17 protein-coding genes and 1 pseudogene are annotated in these 23,074 nt (G+C 62.5%); 10 read left to right on the forward strand and 8 right to left on the reverse strand.

Going from position 1 to position 23,074, the window contains the following annotated elements; genetic code table 11:
• Window positions 1–3: 3 nt before the first annotated feature.
• Entirely contained in the window at window positions 4–1,293 is a 1,290-nt protein-coding gene (gene fabF / locus ACZ9IU_RS13425) for a beta-ketoacyl-ACP synthase II (RefSeq protein WP_038543684.1), read from the reverse strand.
• An 89-nt stretch (window positions 1,294–1,382) separates the two neighbouring features.
• Between fabF and ACZ9IU_RS13430 the strand changes: the two genes are divergently transcribed.
• The 7 genes and pseudogenes from ACZ9IU_RS13430 to ACZ9IU_RS13460 all read left to right on the forward strand — a co-directional run bounded on the left by ACZ9IU_RS13430 (window position 1,383) and on the right by ACZ9IU_RS13460 (window position 8,225).
• Entirely contained in the window at window positions 1,383–1,955 is a 573-nt protein-coding gene (locus ACZ9IU_RS13430) for a TetR/AcrR family transcriptional regulator (protein ID WP_038543687.1), read from the forward strand.
• A 147-nt stretch (window positions 1,956–2,102) separates the two neighbouring features.
• Window positions 2,103–3,713 carry an ABC transporter substrate-binding protein gene (locus ACZ9IU_RS13435; RefSeq protein ID WP_038543689.1) on the forward strand — a complete coding sequence of 537 codons (1,611 nt, stop codon included), beginning with the start codon at window positions 2,103–2,105 and terminating at the stop codon, window positions 3,711–3,713.
• Between the two features lie 40 nt (window positions 3,714–3,753).
• Complete coding sequence (locus tag ACZ9IU_RS13440) at window positions 3,754–4,743, forward strand: ABC transporter permease (RefSeq protein ID WP_038543690.1); 990 nt, start codon at window positions 3,754–3,756, stop codon at window positions 4,741–4,743.
• Window positions 4,740–5,571, forward strand: a pseudogene (locus ACZ9IU_RS13445) (ABC transporter permease). The gene ACZ9IU_RS13440 and the pseudogene ACZ9IU_RS13445 overlap by 4 nt, the downstream one beginning before the upstream one ends.
• Window positions 5,568–6,350: an ABC transporter ATP-binding protein gene (locus tag ACZ9IU_RS13450; protein WP_038543695.1), complete on the forward strand. Its 783-nt coding sequence runs from the start codon at window positions 5,568–5,570 to the stop codon at window positions 6,348–6,350. The pseudogene ACZ9IU_RS13445 and the gene ACZ9IU_RS13450 overlap by 4 nt, the downstream one beginning before the upstream one ends.
• Window positions 6,347–7,144, forward strand: coding sequence for an ABC transporter ATP-binding protein (locus ACZ9IU_RS13455; RefSeq protein ID WP_038543697.1), 798 nt, complete (start codon window positions 6,347–6,349; stop codon window positions 7,142–7,144). Before ACZ9IU_RS13450 ends, ACZ9IU_RS13455 begins: the two co-directional genes overlap by 4 nt.
• Window positions 7,134–8,225, forward strand: coding sequence for a pyridoxal-phosphate-dependent aminotransferase family protein (locus ACZ9IU_RS13460; protein WP_038543699.1), 1,092 nt, complete (start codon window positions 7,134–7,136; stop codon window positions 8,223–8,225). Before ACZ9IU_RS13455 ends, ACZ9IU_RS13460 begins: the two co-directional genes overlap by 11 nt.
• Here ACZ9IU_RS13460 and ACZ9IU_RS13465 read toward each other — a convergent pair whose 3' ends face one another.
• Window positions 8,226–9,782: a VOC family protein gene (locus ACZ9IU_RS13465; RefSeq protein ID WP_038543701.1), complete on the reverse strand. Its 1,557-nt coding sequence runs from the start codon at window positions 9,780–9,782 to the stop codon at window positions 8,226–8,228. It abuts the gene before it with no gap.
• Window positions 9,783–10,123: 341 nt separating this feature from the next.
• On the opposite strand from ACZ9IU_RS13465, the gene ACZ9IU_RS13470 reads away from it, so the two are divergent.
• Window positions 10,124–11,977 (forward strand): ABC transporter ATP-binding protein, encoded by a 1,854-nt coding sequence (locus ACZ9IU_RS13470; protein ID WP_173426749.1) that lies wholly within the window; start codon window positions 10,124–10,126, stop codon window positions 11,975–11,977.
• A 10-nt stretch (window positions 11,978–11,987) separates the two neighbouring features.
• On the forward strand, window positions 11,988–13,886 hold the full coding sequence (locus ACZ9IU_RS13475) for an ABC transporter ATP-binding protein (protein WP_038543706.1): 1,899 nt from the start codon (window positions 11,988–11,990) through the stop codon (window positions 13,884–13,886).
• A gap of 134 nt (window positions 13,887–14,020) precedes the next feature.
• Here the strand turns inward: ACZ9IU_RS13475 and mmsB are convergent, their stop codons facing one another.
• From mmsB to araD1, 6 genes are all read right to left on the reverse strand, one after another.
• Complete coding sequence (mmsB, locus tag ACZ9IU_RS13480) at window positions 14,021–15,211, reverse strand: multiple monosaccharide ABC transporter permease (protein ID WP_038543709.1); 1,191 nt, start codon at window positions 15,209–15,211, stop codon at window positions 14,021–14,023.
• Window positions 15,208–16,770 carry a multiple monosaccharide ABC transporter ATP-binding protein gene (gene mmsA, locus ACZ9IU_RS13485; RefSeq protein WP_038543711.1) on the reverse strand — a complete coding sequence of 521 codons (1,563 nt, stop codon included), beginning with the start codon at window positions 16,768–16,770 and terminating at the stop codon, window positions 15,208–15,210. The genes mmsB and mmsA overlap by 4 nt, the downstream gene beginning before the upstream one ends.
• Window positions 16,771–16,827: 57 nt before the next feature.
• Window positions 16,828–17,859: a multiple monosaccharide ABC transporter substrate-binding protein gene (chvE, locus tag ACZ9IU_RS13490; RefSeq protein ID WP_244446674.1), complete on the reverse strand. Its 1,032-nt coding sequence runs from the start codon at window positions 17,857–17,859 to the stop codon at window positions 16,828–16,830.
• A 118-nt stretch (window positions 17,860–17,977) separates the two neighbouring features.
• Window positions 17,978–19,822, reverse strand: coding sequence for an IlvD/Edd family dehydratase (locus tag ACZ9IU_RS13495; protein ID WP_157885240.1), 1,845 nt, complete (start codon window positions 19,820–19,822; stop codon window positions 17,978–17,980).
• A gap of 2 nt (window positions 19,823–19,824) precedes the next feature.
• Window positions 19,825–20,751 carry a Gfo/Idh/MocA family protein gene (locus tag ACZ9IU_RS13500; RefSeq protein WP_038543715.1) on the reverse strand — a complete coding sequence of 309 codons (927 nt, stop codon included), beginning with the start codon at window positions 20,749–20,751 and terminating at the stop codon, window positions 19,825–19,827.
• A gap of 7 nt (window positions 20,752–20,758) precedes the next feature.
• Entirely contained in the window at window positions 20,759–21,751 is a 993-nt protein-coding gene (gene araD1 / locus ACZ9IU_RS13505) for an AraD1 family protein (protein WP_038549344.1), read from the reverse strand.
• 330 nt (window positions 21,752–22,081) lie between these two features.
• On the opposite strand from araD1, the gene ytfQ reads away from it, so the two are divergent.
• On the forward strand, window positions 22,082–23,041 hold the full coding sequence (ytfQ, locus tag ACZ9IU_RS13510; RefSeq protein ID WP_038543717.1) for a galactofuranose ABC transporter, galactofuranose-binding protein YtfQ: 960 nt from the start codon (window positions 22,082–22,084) through the stop codon (window positions 23,039–23,041).
• Window positions 23,042–23,074: the final 33 nt, after the last annotated feature.

The following is a 23,074-nucleotide window of genomic DNA, read 5'->3' on the forward strand; positions in this document are numbered from 1 at the left end:
TCCCTAAATTGCGTTTTCATCGAAGCGGCGCAGGATGACGCTGGCATTGACGCCGCCGAAGCCGAAACCGTTGGACAGCGCGTATTCGACCTCTGCGTGACGGGCCTGCGGACCAATAAGGTCTAGCCCTTCGGCGAGCGGATCGGGATCTTCGAGATTGAGGGTCGGCGGCAATATGCCGTCGCGCAGCGCCAGTGCGGTGATAATCGCTTCTAAGCCGCCCGCTGCACCGAGCAGATGTCCGGTCGCAGACTTGGTCGAGGAGATCGCCGGGCCGTTATTGGTGCCGAAGACGGATTTGATCGCCGCAAGCTCGCCCGCGTCACCGACCGGTGTCGACGTGGCGTGCGCGTTGAGATAACCGATCGCCTCGGGTTGAAGGCCCGCCATCTGCAGTGCCCGCTGGACCGCCCTTTTCGCCCCGGAACCATCGGCCGGACCGGCGGTCAGGTGATAGGCATCGGCGCTGGTGCCGTAACCGACCACTTCGGCAAGCGGGGTCGCGCCGCGCGCCAGCGCGTGTTCAAGCGTCTCGATAACGACGATGCCGGCGCCCTCGCCCATGACGAAACCGTCGCGCGCGGCATCGAACGGCCGCGACGCCTTTTCAGGCGTATCGTTGAACGCGGTGGAGAGACCACGTGCCGCCGCAAATCCACCAAGTGCGACGCGGTTGATGCAGGCCTCGGTGCCGCCGCAGAGCGCCACGTCGACTTCGCCGCTCCGGATCATCCGCACGCCGTCGCCGATCGCCTGGACGCTTGCCGCGCAGGCCGTCACCGGCGCGCCGATCGGGCCTTTAAAGCCATAACGAATGGAGACATGGCCGGCCGCGAGATTGACGAGGAAGGACGGGACCGTGAAGGGTGAAAGCCGGCCGGCGCCGCGCGCGTCCACCGTGCGCACCGCCTCGGCGATCGAATGGAACCCGCCGATTCCGGAGGCGATGATCGTCGCGGTACGGTCCTGCCTGTCGTCGGTATCGGCGACCCAGCCGGATTGCTCCAGCGCCTGCCGCGAGGCTTCGAGCGCAAATGCGATGAAACGGTCCATCTTCTTGCGCTCCTTGTGCGGCACCGCAAGGTCGATATTGAAACCGAACTCGTCCTCATCAATGCCGGGCACGACGCCGCCGACCTTGGCGTCGATATCCGGCACCATCTCGTCGGACAGCCGGCGCAGGCCGGAGCGGCCCTCGATCAGGCGTTTCCAGGTGGCTTCCACGCCGCTGGCAAGTGGTGAGACCATGCCCATGCCGGTGATCACTATTCTGTCGCTCGGTCTTGCCGGCATGTTTCACCTCGATTTAAATTTTGATCATCATTTATCTCCTTTAAATGACAATCCAAATATAAGAGTCAAGGTATTCGAAGGAGAAGACGATGAAGGTGAGCCGCCAGGAAGCCGAGGAAAACCGCGCCCGCGTGGTGTTGAAAGCGGGCGAACTGTTCCGCGAATACGGTTTTGACGGCATCGGCATCGCCGACCTGATGAAGGCGGCGGGCCTGACGCATGGTGGATTTTACGGCCAGTTCAAATCCAAAGTGGACCTGGCGGCCGAGGCGACGCGCCAGGCGCTTGCGCTCAACGCCGCCGCGTGGCGGGAGACGATCGGCCATACCCGCGAAAAGGCGCTCAAGGCGATCACGGGCATGTATCTGTCCCGGCCGAACCTGATCTTCAAAGCCAAGGGCTGCACTCTCGCCTCTCTCTGCGCCGACGCCTCCCGGCAGGGTGAAGCGGTGCAATCGGTGTTCGCCGAAGGCATCGAAAACCACCTCCAGCTGCTGCAGGAGATCGTCGACGGCAATGGCGATGAGGATCGGCGTCGCAAGTCGATCGTCGTCCTGTCCCAGATGGTCGGAGGAATGACGCTCGCCCGCGCGGTCGGCGATACGCCGCTCGCGGAGGAGATCCTCGCCGCCCTTCGCGACAAGCTGGAGACCCGGCACTAAGCCTTTATGGCGCAATGGAAAATTCACCTTCCACCCGTCCGCGCCCAAGAATTTGTTCCCGAATGCCCCACAGAGGAATTTCCTGCCTGTGCGACCGTTCATTTCGCTGGCAATATGCTGAAAAATGGCTGGATGCAGGAGAGAGCAATGACGATCGCCACCCTATCCCGACGGACCCTTTTGCAGGCGGGCGGCACACTGCTCGCCTCGACAGCTTTGCCGACTTTCGCCCTTGCTCAAGGCACCGCCGCCGGCGGCCGGCTGGTCGTTGCAGCCGACTCGGAACCGAAAAACCTCAACCCGTCGATCGTCGCCTCCAACGGCGTGTTCTTTATCGCGAGCAAGGTGATCGAGCCGCTCGCCGAAGCCTCCTTCGACGGCAAGGACGGCTTGGCGCCGCGCCTCGCAACCTCCTGGGAAGGTTCGGCTGACGGCAAGTCGGTCACCTTCAAGCTGCGCGAGGGCGTGAAATGGCATGACGGCAAGCCGTTCACCTCGGCCGACGTCGCCTACTCGGCTCTCAACATCTGGAAGCCGCTGCAGAACCTCGGCCGCCTCGTCTTCGCCAATCTCGAAGCCGTCGAGACACCGGACGCGACAACCGCGGTCTTCAAGTTCTCCAAGCCGACACCGCTGCAGCTCATCCGCAACGCCCTGCCCGTGGTCAGCAGCGTCGTCCCGAAACATCTCTATGAAGGCACCGACATCGCCACCAACCCGGCCAATGTGAAGCTGGTCGGCACCGGACCGTTCAAGCTTACGGAATACAAGCCGGGCGAATATTACCGCCTGACCAAGAATGCCGGCTACTGGGGCAAGGGCGAGCCGAAGCTCGACGAGATCATCTTCCGCGTCCTGCCGGATCGCGCCGGCGCAGGTGCCGCACTGGAAGCGGAGGAAATCCAGCTTGCAGCCTTCTCGGCCGTGCCGCTCACCGATCTCGCCCGCATCTCCAAGGTGTCGGGCATCAAGGTGATCTCCAAGGGCTATGAGGCGCTGACCTATCAGCTCGTCGTCGAGATCAACCACCGCCGCAAGGAGCTCGCCGACGTCAAGGTCCGACAGGCGATCGCTCATGCGATCGACAAGAAGTTCGTCGTCGACACGATCTTCCTGGGTTACGCAGCCGCCTCGACCGGCCCTGTGCCGAAGAACGCCCCGGAATTCTATGACGCCAGCGTGCCGACCTACGCTTTCGACACCGCCAAGGCGAATGCGCTGCTCGACGAGGCCGGCTACAAGAAAGGCGCCAACGGCACCCGCTTCTCGCTGAAACTGCGCCCGGCGCCCTATTTCAACGAGACCAAGCAGTTCGGCGACTACCTGCGGCAGGCGCTCGCGGCAGTCGGCATCGATGCGCAACTGATCAACGCGGATTCGGCGGCCCACCAGAAGGCGGTCTACACGGATCACGATTTCGATCTCGCCATCGGCCCGCCGGTCTTCCGTGGCGACCCGGCGATCTCGACGACCATTCTCGTCCAGTCCGGCATTCCGGCCGGCGTGCCCTTCTCCAACCAGGGCGGCTACGAGAATAAGGATCTCGACGGCATCATCGCCAAGGCTGCGGAAACGGTCGATACCGCAGCCCGCACGGAACTCTACAAACAGTTCCAGAAGATCGTCGCCACGGACCTGCCGCTGATCAACGTCGCCGAATGGGGCTTCATTACCGTGGCGCGGGATACGGTTTCGAACGTCTCCAACAATCCGCGCTGGGCGGTGTCGAACTGGTCGGATACCGCGCTGAAATCGTGATAGGCTTGACGGACTATCCGATTCAGAGGCGCTTTTCGGCGTGAACCGAGCCATTCGATTGATCCGACGTCGCGCGATCAGCAGCATTCCGGTGCTGCTGATCGTCGTCGTCCTGACCTTCCTCCTGCTCGAATCCGCCTCCGGCGATGCGGTGGATGCCTATCTCCTGTCGATCGGCGGCGGCGACGCGACGGTCGCCCAGTCGTTGCGCCGGGCCTACGGCCTCGACCAGTCGATGCTCGCCCGGCTATGGCTCTATTTCTCCTCGCTTGTAAGGCTCGATCTCGGCTGGTCGGTCGCCTTCGGACGACCGGTTCTCGATCTCATTCTTGAGCGCCTCCCAAACACCCTGCTGCTGATGGGCAGCGCCACGGCGCTTTCCTTCGGGCTCGGTTCCGCGTTCGGCATCATCGCCGGCGCAAAGCCTGAAAGTGCAATGGACAGAGTGCTTTCTACCTTTTCCCTCATTCTTTACGCGATCCCGAGCTTCTGGCTCGGACTGGTGCTCAGCATCGTCTTTGCGGTGCAGCTCCGCTGGCTGCCGACCTCGGGCATCGAGACCATCGCCTCCGGCAAGGTGGGCCTTGCCCGCACTCTAGATATCGTCCGGCACCTCGTCCTGCCGGTCGGCGCGCTGGCGCTGATCTACATGGCGCTGTTCCTGCGGGTGATGCGCTCCGGCATGGCGGAGGCCTGGACCTTAGATTTCGTGCTGTTCGCCCGCTCCAAGGGTCTTTCCCGCAGCCGCATCGTGCTGCGCCATGTAGCGCGCAATGCGCTTCTGCCGCTCGTCACCATGCTCGGCCTGCAATCGGCCGCCGTGCTCGGCGGCAGCGTCGTCATCGAGAGCATTTTTGCCATTCCGGGCTTCGGCCGGCTGGCGCAGGAGGCCGTCAGCGGACGTGATGCGCCGCTGCTGATGGGCATCATCGTCGTCAGCGCCGTGCTGGTGATCTGCGTCAATCTCCTCGTCGATCTCGTTTATGCCGCCCTCGACCCCCGTGTCGGTGCCTCGGAGCCCAATCCATGAAGCTCCTTCGCAATCTCATCCGGACGCCGGAAGGCGCGATCGGGCTCGGCATCCTTGTGGCTCTGGTGCTCGTGGCATTGTTTGCGCCCGCATTGTCCCCCGGCGATCCGCTGCGCATCGCCGGCCGGGCGCTGCTGCCGCCCTTTACCGACCCCGCCTTCCCGCTCGGAACCGACCGGCTTGGCCGCGATGTGCTGGCCGGCATAATCCACGGAACCCGCACGTCGCTGGCGGTCGGCCTTGCAGCGGCGCTGGCGGCGATTGCCATCGGCCTCTGCGTCGGCCTGACCGCCGGTTTTGCCGGTGGGCTGATCGACGAGGGGCTGATGCGCGTCGTCGATGCCTTCCAGATCGTCCCAAGCTTCCTGCTGGCGCTCGCCTTCGTCAGCGTCATCGGCGCCTCGGTGCCGGTCGTGGTGCTGGCGATTGCGCTCGGCGCCTGGGCCGATCCGGCGCGGCTGACGCGGGGCGCAGGTGCTTTCCATCCGCGAGCGGGATTACGTGGCTTCCGCCCGGGTGATCGGTATGCATCCGGCTGAAATCGCCTTCCGGGAGATATTGCCGAACGCCCTGCCGCCGGTTCTGGCCCTGTCCGCCATCATCGTCGCGGCGGCGATCCTCACCGAAGCTGCGCTTTCCTTCCTAGGCCTCGGCGATCCGAACGTCGTCACCTGGGGTTCGATGATCGCCGAGGGCCGCAACATCCTGCGCTCCTCGCCGTCGCTGTCGATCTTCCCCGGCATCGCCCTGGTGGTCACGGTCGTCGGCGTCTACCTCTTCAGCGAAGGCCTCACCAAGGCACTTGGCGGCCGGAGGCTGGAGCCATGAGCACGCTGTGCCAGATCAGCAACCTGTCGGTCACCTATCGTGGCCAGACGCTGCCGGCGCTGGATCATCTCAACCTCGACATCGTCGCCGGCGAGCGGCTGGCGATCATCGGCGAAAGCGGTTCCGGTAAAAGCACGCTCGCGCGAGCCCTTGCCGGACTCTTGCCGCCGGGTGCGAAACTGGCGGGCGAGATGCGATGGTCTTCGGGCGGGTCGCCTTTGCCCGGCCGCGATCTCGGCTTCGTTTTCCAGGACCCATCCTCCAGCCTCAACCCGGTCCTGACGATCGGCGAACAGGTGGCCGAAGGCGCCCGCCGGCATCTCGGCCTGTCGTGGAAAGCCGCCGGCGCCCGGGCGCTCGACATGCTGGAGCGGGTGCGCTTGCCTCAGCCGGACAAGGCGATGAAAGCCTTCCCGCATCAGCTTTCCGGCGGCCAGCGTCAGCGTGTCGCGATTGCCGCCGCCCTTGCCGCGAGGCCCGGCATCCTGATCGCCGACGAGGCGACCAGCGCGCTCGACATGGTCGTGCAGGCAGAGATCGTCTCGCTGCTCGACGAACTGGTTCGTGAGGCCGGCATGACGCTGATCTTCATCACCCACGACATCGCGCTGGCTTCCGGTTTTGCGAACCGGGTGGCAATCTTCAAGGACGGCAGGCTGGTAGAATCGGGCCAGACCGGACATGTCCTTGCCTCCCCCAAAGAGACCTACACAAAGACGCTGATCGCCAGCCATCGCGACCTCGCGACGCCTCCGCTCATCCGGGAGGCCACGCCGTGACCCTGCTTACGATCGAAAACCTCTCGAAGCGATTTTCGTCCGGTGGCCGTGAAGTCGCGGCGGTCAGCGATGTTTCGTTGACGCTGGAACCCGGCGAGACGCTGGGCCTCGTCGGCGCCTCGGGCAGCGGAAAATCCACCCTCGCCCGCATCCTGATGCGACTGCTGCCGGCCGATGCCGGCGCCATCCGGTTTGAGGACGAGGACTGGCTCTCGCTGTCCGGCACCGACCTGCGCCGCCGCCGGGCCAGGATGCAGATGGTGTTTCAGGACGTGCTCGGCGCCTTCAATCCGCGCGCGACCGTCGCCTCCGTGATCGACGATCCGCTCCGCATCCACAACATCGCGCCGAAAGCCGAGCGAACGAGGGAGATAGCAGCACTTCTCGACCGCGTCGGCCTGCCGGCAAGTTATGGCGAACGATCGATCCGCGAGGTTTCCGGCGGCCAGCGACAGCGTATCGCCATTGCCCGTGCCATCGCCACAAAACCATCGCTGATCGTGCTCGACGAGGCGGTATCGGCGCTGGACGTCTCGATCCGCGGCAAGATCCTCGAACTGCTGGTCGAGCTACAAGAAGAGCGCGGCATCAGCTATCTTTTCGTCTCGCACGATCTCGCCGTCCTGCGCGCCGTCTCGCACCGGATCGCCGTCATGGAAACCGGGCGGCTCACCGAGATCGGGCCGATGCGGCAGGTGATCGAAAACCCGCAATCGCCTGCAGCCAAGGCGCTGATCAACGCTGTACCGCGACTTTTGACAGAACCAACGGAAGGACCCTCCCATGACGTTTGACCGCTGGAACCCGCTGAACGACGCGCCATCCTTTCCCGCTGTGCGTTACGCTGCGATCGCCGACCGGATCGCCAGAATCCTGAAGACCCGCAACGACGTCCTACTGATCCAGGCGGAGGCGGTCGTCGCGTTGGAAGCGGCCGCCCTCAGCCTCGCCCGCCCCGGCCTGAAGGCGATCAACATCGTCACCAGCATGTATGGCGGATGGTTCGGCACCTGGCTCCGGCGCGGCGGTGCGGAGGTTGTCGACCTCGCTGCAGAACCCGCCCGCCCGATCGGACTGGAAGCGGTCGAGGCGGCGCTGAATGCGCATCCGGACATCAAGGTCCTGGCCATCGTCCATGCGGAATCGGCAAGCGGCATCCGCAACCCGCTGGAGGAGATCGTAGCCCTCGCGCGTTCCCGCGGCATCGTCACGGTGGTGGACGCGGTCGCCTCGATCGGCGGCCATGCACTTGGCATCGACGAACTCGGCATCGACATCGCCGTTATCGGACCGCAGAAGGCGCTGGCGGGACCCGCCGGGGTTTCGGCGCTCTCCGTCAGCCCTGCCGCCTGGAAACTGATTTCTGAACAAGGGGCGCCAAGGGATTCGATTCTCTCGCTTCTCGACCAAAAAGCCTGGCTCGAAACTGGCCGCGGTGCGCTTTCCGGCACCACCGCCCCGCTCGAATTCTTTGCGCTCGAAGCCGCCCTCAATCGCGTCGAGGCGGAAGGCATCGATGCGATTGTCGCCCGGCATGTCCGCGCCGCTCGAGCGACCCGCGCGGCACTTGCCGCGATGGGCGGCGAACTCTGGATCGATGCCTTGCATGGTTCGAACCTGGTGACGGCGGCCAGGCTTCCGGCCGCAGCCGACCCAACCGCCGTTCTCTCCGTCGCCCCGCGCGGCATCGAGCTTTCGGCCGGCGTCGGCCCCGGCGCCGAACGGCTGATCCGGCTCAACCATACCGGCCAGCGCGCCCGTTTCGATATCGTGCTCGGCAACCTGACGGCCTATGGCATGGCGCTTCGAAGGCGTGGGTTCAAGGCAGACATATCCGCCGCGGTTGATGCCATCGCTCTGCATTACGGCGACTAGTTAGAAGCCATTTTCGATCAGCCAGTCACGGGCGACCATCTCGTCTTCGGTGCCGATCCCGTGGTTGGCATCAAGCGTCCTGGCAGTAAGTTCCGCTCCGTCAGCGAAAAGCCGCTCTTCGAGTTCCCGGGCCAGCGAACCGTAAAAATCGTCGGTCGCGCTGAGCGACAGGACATGCGTGCCGGAAAGATCGACTGCCGGCCGAGCTTCCAGGCAGTTCATCGACCGCAGCAGGACCGCTTTGCGGATCAGGTCCGGATGAAGCTGCATCACCGCGCCGATCATGTTGCCGCCGTTGGACCAGCCGGCAAAGGCCATCCGCGCCGGATCGACGCCATAGGCTGGACCGAGTTCCTCCACGAAGGCGACGAAGGCCTCCGCTTCCGAGACGATCTCCTTCTGATCGAACGTCGTCTCCGTGAAACGACGAAAATATCGCGGATGCCCCTCGTCCGTCGATCGCCCGCGCACCCCGATCAGCATGGCGTTCGGAGCCGCCTTGCGTCCGAAGGGCAGCATGGTCGTTTCATTGCCGCCGCTGCCGTGCAGCAGCACCAGCGTCGAACCGTCCCAACTCTCCGGCATGTGGATGCGGTGCACGAAAGGCAGGTCGCGATAGATGATGCGCTCCTCGCCCGGCAAGCCGAACTGCGGCAGCATCACCCGCAGGACGTCATGGTCTTCCTTGAAATGCGCCGGGATAAACAGCTCGGACCCGAGCGCTTCAACCGGCTCGTCGGCGGTGAAACCCGGCCCGTCCGTCGCCAGTTCGATCAGCGTGCCGGACGGCTCGCGGACGTAGAGCGAGTGGAAATAATGCCGGTCATGCATGTTCATCTCGCCGGCATCCTCCGCCAGCAATTTCGCATGCACCGCCTCGACCTCGGGCCGATCGACGGCGCGAAACGCGATATGGTCGATCGTGCCGGTGCCGGGTGCAGCAGTCCAGAAACCGCCGGCGTCGCGGACATCGACGATATCTCGCGCATCCGACACCAGCCGCTGGATATTGCCCTCTTTCGGCCCGAGCCCGAGGCCCATATGCCGCGTCAGAAACGCCGCCGTCTGCTCCGGCTTCTCGGCAAGGATCGTCGCGCCGTGGAGTTTTCGGATCGCATCCGCTTCGGTTATACCGCCGCCGCTCCACCAGACCCAGGGCGTCGTCTCCTCGACGCCGACGAGCTTGACGATGATGCCGTCGGGGTCGGTCAGTCGCAGCACCGGTTCTCCAAACTCCTGGGCCGGGCCGGAAAGCTTGACGTTGAACTGTAGCGCCCGCGTCAGCCAGAAACCGATTGCCTCGGGCGCAATTGCAAAACTGATCTCGCTCGGCGCACCATGCCCGACGCGTCCAAGCGAGCCATCCTCCCAGGCGAGGAAGGTCACCAGCGAACCGGGTGTCGCCGCACCATCCCCGTAGAACAGGTGAAGCTGGCGGGCGTCCTCGAAACCCGCCGTCCGCTTGACGAGCCGCAGGCCTAGAAAGCCCGTGTAGAAATCGACATTCGCCTGGATCTTGCGGGTGATGGCGGTGATGTGATGCAGGCCGCTGGTCATGCGAAAGCCAAACCTTTCTTGTCAGTTATGGCGCGACGATATCAGGCAGGAACTGACCTTGCGATATGCACGGAGACAAAAGAAAGCGCGGTCAACATCCTGATGGGCATTCTCCCTCCCGCATCCGCATGCTCAGGCATTGGAATACCGACAGGCTCGTTGCCGAAAATTCAGGCGACACACAGGTCAAAAAATCATCACAGGCGGCTCCGTTTTCGGTCCAAATCGGTTGACTGATCAGCGTCAGTATGCAGGCTAGATAAAGGTCCCGAATCTTCATCTCATAATGGCCGTCTTTCCGGATATTTTTCCGGCTCTGTAATTCATTTTGGAATAAAACCGTGAGCAGCGATGCAACAGTTCGCGCTGCGAAGCCGTCGGCTTCGTTGGCGCTGGTGAATGCGGCAGGTTGGGGCAAAGGCTTCTCGATACTGACCCGCATTACCGTCATGGCCTTCCGTCATCCGTGGCAATCGAGCTTCGCGATCGGCGCGACCCTGATCGCCTCCAGCTTTCAGCTGATGATCCCGCGGCTGCTCGGTCAGGCGGTGGACCACACGCAGGTGGCGCTGACCGGCGGCGATGCCGGCCAGGCGGCACAGGATGCGCTGTTGACGACAGCACTGCTCCTGCTCGGCGCCAGCGTGCTGCGCGGCATCTTCACCCTGTTCCAGAACTATTTCAGCGAGGCGGTCGGCCATCATATGGGCTACCGCCTCCGGCTGGCCTGTTACGAGAAGATCCAGCGGCTCTCCTTCAGCTTTCACGACAGCATGCATTCGGGCGACCTGATCACCGTCGGGCTTCTCGATCTCGAAGGCGTGCGCATGTATTTCTCGACCGCGCTGGTGCGCATGGTTCTCCTGACCGTGCTGATCGGTATCGGTGCCTATCTTCTGCTGTCGACCGACGTGGTGCTCGGCCTGCTGGCCTTGAGCTTCGTGCCGTTCGTCGGCTGGCGGTCGTCGGTGACGCAACTGCGGCTGCGCGCCACCTGGCTCGACCTCCAGGAACGGCTTTCGGTTCTGACCCGCGTGATGGAGGAAAACCTCGGCGGCATCCGCGTCGTGCGCGCCTTTGCCGCGCAGGATCACGAGCTCGACAAGTTCGAGGTGGCGTCGAAGAGCGCCGTATCCCTGGCACATCAGCGCGTCGGCATCCGGGTCGCAAATACCAGCGCCATGACACTGTCCTTCTTCGCCTCCATGGGCCTGGTTCTCTGGGTCGGCGGCACCAAGGTGATGGCCGGTGAGATGACCGTCGGCACGCTCACCTCCTTCCTCACCTTCATGACCATCCTGCAGATGCCGGTTCGCCAGCTCGGCCTGATGGTCAACGCCTTTGCCCGCGCCTCCACCTGCGGCGCGCGCCTGTTCGAACTGCTCGACCTCGATATTGCCATCAAGGACGAGAAGGGCGCCAAGGAGCTGAAGGTCACCGACGGCACGCTGCGGTTCGAAAATGTCGACTTCGCCTATCCCGGAGCAGAGAAACATCAGGTCCTGACCGGCGTTTCCTTCGAGGCCAAGCGCGGCGAAACGATCGGCATCGTTGGCCCGCCCGGCAGCGGCAAATCGACCATGGCCCACCTGATACCGCGTTTCTATGATGCGACGGGCGGCAGGATCACAATCGACGGCCAGGATATCCACAGCGCCACGCTGCAATCGCTGCGCCGGTCGGTGGCCGTGGTCCAGCAGGACAGTTTTCTGTTCACGACGACGATCGAAAACAACATCGCCTATGGCGACCCGTGGGCCAAGGAAGGCCGCATCGAGCGTGCCAGCGAAAGCGCCCAGCTGCATAACTACGTGCTCGGCCTGCCGACCGGTTACGGCACGGTCGTCGGCGAACGCGGCGTCTCGCTCTCCGGCGGCCAGCGGCAGCGCCTGTCGATCGCCCGCGCGCTGATGTTGCGCCCGGCAGTGATGGTGTTCGACGATTCGACCGCGGCGATCGATGCCGGCACCGAACAGCGCATTCGTACTGCCATGCGCAGATATGCAGCCGACCGGGTGACGATCATCGTCGCCCATCGCCTGAGCTCGCTGATGCATGCCGACCGGATCCTGTTCATGGAAGAGGGCCGCATCGTCGAAAGCGGCACGCATGACGAGCTGCTGGCGCTCGGCGGCCGCTACAAGGCGCTTTACGATCTGCAGGTACGTCCGGGCGACGACGCGCTCAGCGCCTGAGGGAGGATACATGGCCGAGGAACTGGAAACCGAACGCTCCGACGTTCGTGACGACGGCAGGCGCCCGCCCCGCGCGGTGGTCGGCTCGCATCGCATCGAAGAGGAAATCTTCGGTAAGGTCTTCGACAGCGACATCGTCAGGCGCATCTGGGGCTTCGTGCGGCCTTATCGCACCAAGATCTATTGGGCCGTGCTTGCGGTGCTGACCTTCACGGCCATGCAGCTCCTCATCCCGCTGATCATCCGCTACGCGATCGACCACGGCATGCAGGCGGGCAGCGACAGCCAGTCGATATTGATCTGGTCGATCGTTGCCTTTCTCGCGGCGATCCTCATCAATTTCGGGGCCAGCTATGCGCAGGAAACGCTGGTTGGCGGCGTGGCCGAAGACGTGCTCTTCGATATCCGCAGGGCGATGTTCACCCATCTGCAACGCGTCTCGCTCTCCTGGATGGACAAGACGGAGGTTGGCCGCCTAATGTCGCGCCTGCAGGGCGACGTCAATTCCATGCAGGAATTCCTCGAAACCTCAGTTCTCTCGGTCGGCGATATCACCCTTTTGTTCGGCATCGTGTTCGTCATGCTGACGCTCGATTTCAAGCTCGGCCTGCTGACGCTCTGCGCCCTGCCCGTCCTCTTCGTCGTCCGCCTGTTCTGGCTGCCGCGCGCTCGCAAATCATTCATGGCCGCGCATGAGACCAACTCGATCGCCAACGGGGCGCTTGCCGAAGCCATCCACGGCGTGCGCGCCGTCCAGAGCATGGACCGCCAGAGCGTCAACTTCACACTCTATGACGACAAGGCCCGCGCCAACCTCAACACTCATCTGAATGCGGCCAAATACGCCCAGGTCATGGTGCCGATCGTGGATTCGCTGACCGGCCTTGCGATGGCGCTGGTCGTCGTGGTCGGCGGCGCCCGCGTGCTCAACCAGGCGCTCGACGTCGGCGTCATGGTCGCCTTCCTGTTCTACATCCAGCGCTTCTTCGACCCGATCCGGTCGCTGACACTGCAATATTCGGTGATGCAGCGCGCCATGGCGTCCGGCCAGCGCCTGACCGAAGTGCTGGACGTGCCGGTCGATGTCCAGGATGCGCCGAACGCCAAGGTCCTCACGTCGGACATGGACGGCTCGGTCGAATTCAAGGATGTGGTGTTCGGCTACAATCCCAAGCACCCGGTCCTGAAACATGTGAGCTTCAAGGTGAACCCCGGCGAAACCGTCGCGCTGGTCGGCCCGACGGGCTCGGGCAAGTCGAGCTGCATGTCGCTGATCCACCGTTTCTATGACGTGCAGAAGGGCCAGGTTCTGGTCGGCGGTCACGACGTGCGTGACCTGACCCAGGAATCGCTCGGCCGGCAGATCGCCATGGTATTGCAGGAGCCGTTCCTGTTCACCGGAACGGTGTTCGAGAACATCCGCTACCACAAGACGGACGCGACCCGCGAACAGGTGGTCGAGGCTGCCAAAGCGGTCGGCGCCCACGAGTTCATCATGCGCATGCCGGATGGTTACGAAAGCATCCTTGGCCAGCGCGGCGGCAATCTCTCGCTCGGCCAGCGCCAGCTTCTGAGCTTTGCCCGCGCGCTTGTGGCGGATGCGAAAATCCTGGTGCTCGACGAGGCGACCGCCAATATCGACAGCTATACCGAAATGCTGATCCAGAAGGCGCTGGTCAAGCTGCTCGAAGGCCGCACCGGCCTCGTCATCGCCCATCGCCTGGCAACCATTCGCGAGGCCGACCGCATCATCGTGCTCCAGAACGGCGAGCTGATCGAGAGCGGCAATCACCGCGAGCTGATGAAGAACAAGAAGCTCTATTCGAAGCTCTACAACCTCAACTACTCGTCCTTCGATGATATCCCCGAGGATGTGATCGAAGAGGCGGTGACCGAGCAGGCGACCTGAAGCCGGTTTCGACCGTCCATCCGTCACCCCTGAAGCCGACGCGGTTAAACCGGGTCAACGCGAAAAAGCCCGGAGGCGTCTAACGCATCCGGGCTTTCAAGTTTCATCAGGCAATCTTGAAGGAAAGCGGCGCCTCAGCGGCGCTGGTTATAGACGTCGACGCAGACGGCGCCGAGTAGGACCAGGCCCTTGATCACCTGCTGGTAGTCGATGCCGATGCCGAGGATCGACATGCCGTTGTTCATCACGCCCATGATGAAGGCGCCGATGACGGCACCCGTCACCTTGCCGACGCCGCCATAGGCCGAGGCGCCGCCGATGAAGCAGGCGGCGATGACGTCGAGTTCGAAGCCGATGCCTGCCTTTGGTTGCGCCGTGTTGAGACGGGCTGCGACGATGAGACCGCCCAGCGCCGCCAGAACGCCCATGTTGACGAATGTCCAGAAGGTCAGCCGTGTCGTCTTGATGCCCGAAAGTTCGGCGGCGCGGATATTGCCGCCGACGGCATAGATCTGCCGGCCGATGATCGTGCGGTTGGTCAGAAAGCCGTAGGCCGCGATGAGCACCGCCATGATGATCAGCACGTTCGGCATGCCGCGATGCGAGGAGATCAGGAAGGCGACGTAGCCGACGCCGGCGAAGATCAGCAGGTTCTTGGCGATGAAGAAACCGAAGGGCTCCGTCTCGACGCCATGCGAAATGCGGCGCTTGCGGCTCGCGATATTCTGCACGATGAGGATCACCGCAAGAACGAGGCCGAGCAGGAGCGAGGTGATGTAGAGACCACCGGCCGAAGAGATGAGCTCGACGATATAGCCGGACGACAGCTTCTGGAAGATTGGCGGGAACGGCCCGATCGAGCGTCCGTCGAGCACCGAAATCATCAGGCCCTTGAACACGAGCATGCCCGCAAGCGTGACGATGAAGGACGGGATCTTGAAATACGCGACCCAATATCCCTGAACGGCTCCGATCAACCCTCCGAGTGCCAGGCACAGGATCGTCGCGACGATGAAGTTGACATCATACTGAACCATCAGCACCGCGGCGACTGCCCCGATGAAACCGGCCACCGAACCGACCGACAGGTCGATATGGCCGGTGACGATCACCATCAGCATGCCAAGCGCCATGATGACGATATAGCTGTTCTGCAGCACCACGTTGGTGATGTTGAGCGGCATCAGAAGAACGCCGCCAGTGGCGACCTGGAAGAAGATGACGATGACGACCAGCGAGATCAGCATGCCGAAATCGCGCAGGTTGTCCTTCAGAAAACCGGCCGCGCTCTGCGGCACCGCGATTGTTTCCTGGGGGGTGCTCATACTTCTCTCCCTTTGCGCCGCATGATGGCGCGCATGATATTTTCCTGCGTGGCCTCTTCGCCGGCGACTTCGCCGACGAACGCACCTTCGTGCATGACCACGATACGGTCGCAAATGCCGATCAGCTCAGGCATTTCCGACGAGATGACGATCACCGCCTTACCCGCATTGGCGAGCTCGTTGATGATCGTATAGATTTCGTATTTCGCGCCGACGTCGATGCCGCGCGTCGGTTCGTCGAGGATCAGCACGTCAGGCTCGGTGAACAGCCACTTCGACAATACCACTTTCTGCTGGTTGCCGCCCGAGAGCTTTCCGGTTTCCTGATAGACGTTATGGCTGCGGATGCGCATGCGGGTGCGGAATTCCTGAGCCACCTTCATCTCGGCGATGTCGTCGATCACCCCGCGCGAGGAAACCCCGCCGAGATGGGCGAGCGAGACGTTCTTGCGGATGTCCTCCGGCAGGATGAGGCCGAGCTGCTTGCGGTCTTCGGTGACATACGCAAGTTTGGCCTTGATCGCGCGATGCACGTTGGAAAGGTCCACTTCCTTGCCGTGCAGTTTTGCGGTGCCGGTGATGTCGCGACCCCAGGAGCGGCCAAAAACACTCATCGCGAACTCGGTGCGGCCTGCGCCCATCAGGCCCGAAATGCCGACGATCTCGCCAGCGCGGGCCTTCAGCGACACGTTCTTGACCACCTGACGATCCGAATGCAGCGGGTGGTAGACCGACCAGTTGTCGATCTCGAAAATCACCTCGCCTATCTTCGGCTCGCGCTTCGGATAGCGGCTTTCAAGGTCGCGATCGACCATGCGGCGGATGATCTCGTCTTCTTCGACGGGCCCGGCATGGCAATCGAGGGTGCCCACCGTACGGCCGTCGCGCAGCACCGTGATGCGGTCGGCGACGGCGGAGATTTCGTTGAGCTTGTGGGAAATCAGGATCGACGTGATGCCATGCGCACGAAACTCCTTCAGGAGTTCGAGGAGCGCGGCACTGTCCGTCTCGTTGAGCGACGCGGTCGGCTCGTCGAGAATGAGCAGCCGCACATCCTTCGAAAGCGCCTTGGCGATCTCGACGAGCTGCTGCTTGCCGACGCCGATATTGGTGATCAGCGTATCTGGCCGTTCGGTAAGGCCCACCTTGGCGAGCAGCGTCTTGGTGCGCTCGTGCCGCTCATGCCGCTCGATGACGCCGTAACGCGCCGGCGGATTGGTGAGGAAAATGTTCTCCGCGATCGACATCAGCGGAATGAGCGCCAGTTCCTGATGGATGATGATGATGCCGAGCTTCTCGGAACCGTTGATGTCGCGGAAGTGGCGTTCTTCACCCGCGAAAAGGATCGAGCCTTCATAGGAGCCGTGCGGATACACACCCGACAGGACCTTCATCAGCGTCGACTTGCCGGCACCGTTTTCGCCGACGAGCGCATGGATCTCACCTTCCTTGACGGTAAAGCTGACATCGGAAAGCGCCTTGATGGCGCCAAAGCTCTTCGAAATGCCCCGCATTTCTAGAATGGGCGGCTTTTCGGGAAGAGAGACAGGATCGAGCATAATGACTCCGGATAACAGGACCGCGCGGCGGGGTTGCCGCCGCGCGGGTGGAAAGACTTACTTGATCTGCGATTCCTTGTAGTAACCGCTGTCGACCAGAACCTGTTTCCAGTTGGACTTGTCAACCACGACTGGCTTCAGCAGGTAGGAAGGAACGACCTTCTTGCCGTTATCATAGGTCTTGGTATCGTTCACGGTCGGCTCCTTGCCGCTCATGGCCGCATCAACCATATCGACAGTCACCTTGGCAAGATCACGAGTATCCTTGAAGATGGTGGAATACTGTTCGCCGGCAAGGATCGACTTGACCGAAGGCACTTCGGCATCCTGGCCGCTCACGAGCGGCATCGCCATGTTGCCGCTTCCGTAGCCGACGCCCTTCAGGGACGAAAGGATACCGATCGAGATGCCGTCATAAGGCGACAGGACTGCATCCAGCTTCTTGTTGGAATAGGTGGAGGAGAGGATCGCGTCCATACGGGCCTGGGCGGTTGCGCCGTCCCAGCGAAGCGTTGCGACCTTGTCCATGCCGACCTGTCCGCTGCCGACCTTCAGCACGCCCTTGTCGATCAGCGGCTGCAGAACGCTCATCGCGCCGTTGTAGAAGAAGAAGGCGTTGTTGTCGTCCGGCGAGCCGCCGAAGAGCTCGATGTTGAACGGGCCCTTCTCGGTGTCTGCCTTGAGGCCCTTCACCAGCGAGGTAGCCTGCTGGACGCCGACCTGGAAGTTGTCGAACGTGGCGTAGTAGTCGACGTTGGCGCTGTTGCGGATCAGGCGGTCATAGGCGATGACCTTGATCTTCTTGTCGGCAGCCTGCTGCAGCACGTCGGTCAGCGTCGTGCCGTCGATCGAGGCAATCACCAGCACCTTGGCGCCCTTGGTGATCATGTTCTCGATCTGCGAGAGCTGGTTCGGGATATCGTCTTCAGCGTACTGAAGATCGGTCTTGTAACCGCGCTCTTTCAGAACCTTGACCATGTTGTCGCCGTCGGCGATCCAGCGGGCGGAAGACTTGGTCGGCATGGCGACGCCGACGAGGCCCTTTTCCTGGGCACTGGCCGGAGCCGCGACGACCAGACCGGCCAACATGGCCGCTGTCGCGAGATATTTGAACATTCGCATGGATTACTCCTCCTTTGGAGCGGCTCCCTTCGAGCCGCCAATCTTGTTGAAGGGCGGCCCCTCGCCGCCCTGAGAACCGAAACGGTCAGTGATTGTCGCGCGGAATGCCATTGGTCTGGGCAATCCGCTGGTATTTGACGGCCGGCTCCAGCACTGCGCCGGTTTCGAGCTGGCCGACATAGTGGCGCTGGATTTCCTGCCAGGGCGTCTGATGCTCCGGATAACGGTATCCCCCGTCGGCTTCCAAAGCCTTGCGGCGCTCGGCCATCTCCTCGTCGGAGATCAGAATGTCCGCGGTGCCGCGACCGACGTCGATGCGCACGCGATCGCCGGTCCGCAGGATCGCGAGACCACCACCGGCGGCGGCTTCCGGCGAGGCATTGAGGATCGACGGGCTGCCCGAGGTTCCCGACTGGCGGCCGTCGCCGATGCAGGCGAGCGACGAGATGCCCTGCTTCAGGAGATAATCCGGAGCGCGCATGTTGACGACTTCGGCCGCACCCGGATACCCGATCGGACCAGCGCCGCGCATGAACAGGACCGTATGCGCGTCGATTTTGAGCGACGGATCGTCGATCCGGTGATGATAATCCTCCGGCCCGTCGAACACGACCGCCCTGCCTTCGAAGGCTTCCGGATCGTTCGGGTTGGAGAGATAACGCTGACGGAATTCCGGCGAGATGACGCTGGTCTTCATGATCGCCGAAGAGAACAGATTGCCGCGCAGCACCCGGAAACCGGCATGGGGCTTCAAAGGCTCGTCATAGCGGCGGATGACCTTCTCGTCCTCGATGATCGCGCCACGGCAGTTCTCGCCGATCGTCTTGCCGTTGACCGTCATGGCATCCTCATGGATGAGGCCCTGGGTCATCAGCTGGTTGACAACCGCCGGGACGCCACCTGCATGATAATAGTCCTCGCCGAGATATTCGCCGGCCGGCTGCAGGTTGACGAGCAGCGGCACTTCCTCGCCATAGGTCTGCCAGTCGTCGACGGTGAGCTCCACGCCGATATGCCGGGCGAGCGCGTTCAGATGGATCGGCGCGTTGGTCGAGCCGCCGATCGCCGAATTGACGCGAATGGCGTTGATGAAGGCTTCCTTGGTCAGGATTTCGGAAGGCTTCAGGTCTTCCTTGACCATCTCGACGATGCGAAGCCCGGTCAGATAGGAGACCTCCTGCCGGTCGCGATAAGGCGCCGGGATCGCGGCAGAGCCCGGAAGCTGCATGCCGAGCGCTTCGGCGAGCGAATTCATCGTCGTCGCGGTGCCCATCGTGTTGCAATAGCCGGTGGACGGCGCCGAGGAGGCAACGAGCTTCACGAAGCCCGCATAATCGATCTCGCCCTTGGCCAGCAGTTCGCGTGCCTTCCAGACGATGGTACCGGAGCCCGTGCGCTCGCCGCGGAACCAGCCGTTCAGCATCGGGCCGACGGAGAGCGCGATCGCTGGAATGTTGACGGTTGCCGCCGCCATGAGACAGGCCGGGGTGGTCTTGTCGCAGCCGATCGTCAGCACGACGCCATCCAGCGGATAGCCGTAAAGCACTTCCACGAGGCCAAGATAGGCAAGGTTGCGGTCAAGGCCGGCGGTCGGGCGCTTGCCCGTTTCTTGGATGGGATGGACCGGGAATTCGATGGCAATCCCGCCTGCTTCGCGAATGCCCTCGCGCAGACGATGTGCCAGCTCCAGATGGTGCCGATTGCACGGCGAAAGGTCGGAACCCGTCTGGGCGATACCGATGATCGGTCGGTCGGACTGCAGTTCCGCCTGGCTGAGACCGAAATTCATGTAGCGCTCAAGATAGAGCGCCGTCATATCGACATTCGACGGGTTGTCGAACCACGCGCGAGAGCGGAGCTTTCTGGCCACCTGGCCACCCTTGCCGGTTTCGGCGATCTCGTTCGAAGTTACGTTTTCCGAATTGGTCATCATCAGTCCTCAAATACGTCTGTTTCAATGCGCCGGCCCAGCATAAAGGCATCGGCGACATGCACCAGCGGCGAGAAATCGGCATCGCTGCGGCTTTCGGCCACCAGCGCGACGAAATCACGATAGAGATTGCGGTATTCACGGTCTTCTTCGACGATCGCGCTTTTGCCATCGACGAAAAGACGACTGCCGCCATGGGTCAGAACGATCGGACCCTCGTCGGTCTCCGCACGGATGTCCCAGGTCTGCGGTCCGGTCTGGCGCCAGTCGAATTCAGCCGAAACCGGCACGCCGCCATCCGTTTCGAAAGACAGGCTTGCCGCAATCGGCGCCGCCCGGTTGGCCGGGAAGGTCAATTCGGAACGGGTGAGATGAAAGCTCTCCGGCAGGATGCGCGTGACGATCGACAGCGCGTTGATGCCGGGGTCGAAGACGCCGAGGCCGCCCGGCTCCCAGATCCAGGCCTGGCCCGGATGCCAGTGGCGGACATCTTCCTTCCATTCCACCGCAACGCTGCGAATCCTGCGTTTGGCAAGCAGCGCCCGTGCCGGCTCGACAGCTGCGGCCGCGCGCGAATGCCAGGTCGAGAACAGCGAAACACCCTTCGCCTTAGCGAGTTTTTCCAGCGCGTAGACCTCAGAAAGCGTCGCACCCGGCGGCTTTTCGAGCATCACATGCTTGCCGGCATCGAGTGCTGCCTTTGCCTGCTCGAAACGGCCCACGGGCGGCGTACAGAGAGAGACGGCATCGAACTCGACGTCCGAGGCGAGCAGGTCGCCGATTTCGTGGAAGCAGGCGATGTCATCGAGCTTGGCGTGACGGCTGGCGACGGCGACGAGCTCGATGCCGTCGGTCGCTTCGATCGCGCCGAGATGCTGATCCCTTGCGATCTTTCCAAGCCCGACAATGGCGACGCGGATGGGAGCCATGACCGCCTCAGAGCTTCTTGATCGTCACGGGCGCATCCACCGCGACGGTCAGCCGGTTGACGAGCGGCAGCTTGAAGGGAGCAGCGGAAATCTCGAAAACGTCGCCGGGCTCCGTCTTGATCCCTTCCGAGAACGACAGCGTCGCCGTGCCGAAGAAATGCACATGCAGATCGCCCGGCTGACGGAAGATGTCGTATTTGAAATTATGATGTTCGAGGTTGGCGATCGTGTGCGACATGTTCGCCTCGCCGGACAGGAACGGCTTTTCGAAGATCACCTCGTCGCCGCGCCTTACGCGCGATGTGCCTTCCACGTGATCCGGCAGATCGCCGACCAGAAGCTCCGCGCCGAGGGCAGCCTGGCGCAGCTTCGAATGGGCGAGCCAGAGATAGTTGCCCTTCTCCGTCACGTGGTCGGAAAATTCGTTGGCGAGACAGAAGCCCAGCCGAAAGGGCGTGCCGTCCGGGCCAATCAGATAGATGCCCGCCAGTTCCGGCTCCTCGCCGCCGTCGAGCGCAAAGGCCGGCGACACGAGATCGCTGCCGGTGGCGCGAAGCTGTGAGCCGTTGCCCTTATAGAACCATTCCGGCTGCACGCCGGCCTCGCCGGGTTTCGGCTTGCCGCCTTCGACGCCCATCAGGAACATGCGCATGGAATCGGTCGGCTTTTCCGACGCCTGCGCCGCCTTGTGCATCTTGTCACGACCATCGGCCGAGCCGAGATGGGTCAATCCGGTGCCGGCAACGATGAAATGCGCTGGGTCCGGATGGGTGATCGGCAGGCCAAGGCGACCTTCGCCCGCAGCCTTTTCAAGATCGACGACATCGCCGAGACCGACCGCGTCGATACGCTGAGCCAAGGTCTGGCCGGCGGCAATCGCCTGGGAGGCGAGGTCATAGGTTGACGAAACGCCGTTGACCGCACGGGCAGCACCTTCGCCATCCCATGCGACGACAATAGACGCACCAGCGCCATTCACGACCTGAAGAACCCGCAACATCGATTTCATCACCCAAATGCTTCCAATATCAACATGGCGTCTCCTGTCGCCATGCCACTCCTCCCATCAGAACCGTCTGGCCCGATGTAGTCATTAATACGACTATTGGATTGGCGGCGGGCTTGTCAAGGATAAGAAAAAGCGCGTTCGCCAATTCCGATATTTTTCAGAAACCCCATTTATCCTGCAGATTCAAACGATTGTTTCCCTCAAAGGTAGAGGGGACGTCGCTCTTTTCAAAATTCGTTCGAAAATAGCGCTTGAAAAAGTAATATTATATGCCAAACCTTGCAGCGTCAGTTCGCTTTCTCATCTCTGGGAGGATTTAAGATGAAAAGAGCTCTCGCGGCAGCTGCAGCCGCTCTCACCCTGTCTTTGGCATCCGGCGTTTCCGCCGCGTCTCTAACGATCGGTTTCTCGCAAATCGGTTCGGAGTCCGGCTGGCGTGCCGCCGAAACCACGGTCACCAAGCAGGAAGCCGAAAAACGCGGCGTCACCCTGAAATTCGCCGACGCCCAGCAGAAGCAGGAAAACCAGATCAAGGCGATCCGTGGCTTCATCGCCCAAAAGGTCGACGCGATTTTCATCGCACCGGTGGTCGCCACCGGCTGGGATGCGGTTCTCAAGGAAGCCAAGGAAGAGAAAATCCCGGTCATCCTGCTCGACCGCGACATCGAATCGCCGAAGGACCTCTATCTGACCGCCGTCACGTCCGACCAGGTGTTCGAAGGCAAGGTCGCCGGCGATTGGCTGGTCAAGGAAATCGGTTCCAAGAACTGCAAGGTCGTGGAACTTCAGGGCACGACCGGCTCTTCGCCCGCCATCAACCGCAAGAAGGGTTTTGAACAGGCGATCGCCGGACATTCCAACATCAAGATCGCCCGCTCGCAGACCGGCGACTTCACCCGCACCAAGGGCAAGGAAGTCATGGAAAGCTTCATCAAGGCCGAGGGCGGCGGCAAGGACATCTGCGCGGTCTATGCCCATAACGACGACATGGCGGTCGGCGCCATCCAGGCGATCAAGGAAGCCGGCTTGAAGCCCGGTTCCGACATCAAGGTCGTCTCGATCGACGCCGTGCCGGACATCTTCCAGGCGATGGCCAAGGGCGAAGCCAATGCGACGGTCGAGCTGACCCCGAACATGGCCGGCCCCGCCTTCGAAGCCCTCAATGCCTATCTCAAGGATAAGAAGGCTCCGCCGAAGTGGATTCAGACGGAATCGAAACTCTATACCGCCAAGGATGACCCGATGAAGGTCTACGAAGCCAAGAAGGGCCTCGGTTACTGACCTCCCGCCGCCCGGCTCTACCCTTACCCCTTA

The sequence above is a fragment of the Mesorhizobium sp. USDA 4132 genome (assembly GCF_056279545.1).

What these genes read in the sequence shown, in the direction of transcription:
- ACZ9IU_RS13475 (WP_038543706.1), top strand. Translation starts at nt 11,988, where the DNA reads ATGGCCGAGGAACTGGAAACCGAACGCTCCGACGTTCGTGACGACGGC.
- ACZ9IU_RS13495 (WP_157885240.1), bottom strand. Translation starts at nt 19,822, where the DNA reads ATGACCAATTCGGAAAACGTAACTTCGAACGAGATCGCCGAAACCGGC.
- chvE (WP_244446674.1), bottom strand. Translation starts at nt 17,859, where the DNA reads ATGTTGGCCGGTCTGGTCGTCGCGGCTCCGGCCAGTGCCCAGGAAAAG.
- mmsB (WP_038543709.1), bottom strand. Translation starts at nt 15,211, where the DNA reads ATGAGCACCCCCCAGGAAACAATCGCGGTGCCGCAGAGCGCGGCCGGT.
- ACZ9IU_RS13435 (WP_038543689.1), top strand. Translation starts at nt 2,103, where the DNA reads ATGACGATCGCCACCCTATCCCGACGGACCCTTTTGCAGGCGGGCGGC.
- mmsA (WP_038543711.1), bottom strand. Translation starts at nt 16,770, where the DNA reads ATGCTCGATCCTGTCTCTCTTCCCGAAAAGCCGCCCATTCTAGAAATG.
- ytfQ (WP_038543717.1), top strand. Translation starts at nt 22,082, where the DNA reads ATGAAAAGAGCTCTCGCGGCAGCTGCAGCCGCTCTCACCCTGTCTTTG.
- ACZ9IU_RS13500 (WP_038543715.1), bottom strand. Translation starts at nt 20,751, where the DNA reads ATGGCTCCCATCCGCGTCGCCATTGTCGGGCTTGGAAAGATCGCAAGG.
- ACZ9IU_RS13430 (WP_038543687.1), top strand. Translation starts at nt 1,383, where the DNA reads ATGAAGGTGAGCCGCCAGGAAGCCGAGGAAAACCGCGCCCGCGTGGTG.
- ACZ9IU_RS13460 (WP_038543699.1), top strand. Translation starts at nt 7,134, where the DNA reads ATGACGTTTGACCGCTGGAACCCGCTGAACGACGCGCCATCCTTTCCC.
- ACZ9IU_RS13450 (WP_038543695.1), top strand. Translation starts at nt 5,568, where the DNA reads ATGAGCACGCTGTGCCAGATCAGCAACCTGTCGGTCACCTATCGTGGC.
- fabF (WP_038543684.1), bottom strand. Translation starts at nt 1,293, where the DNA reads ATGCCGGCAAGACCGAGCGACAGAATAGTGATCACCGGCATGGGCATG.
- araD1 (WP_038549344.1), bottom strand. Translation starts at nt 21,751, where the DNA reads ATGTTGCGGGTTCTTCAGGTCGTGAATGGCGCTGGTGCGTCTATTGTC.
- ACZ9IU_RS13465 (WP_038543701.1), bottom strand. Translation starts at nt 9,782, where the DNA reads ATGACCAGCGGCCTGCATCACATCACCGCCATCACCCGCAAGATCCAG.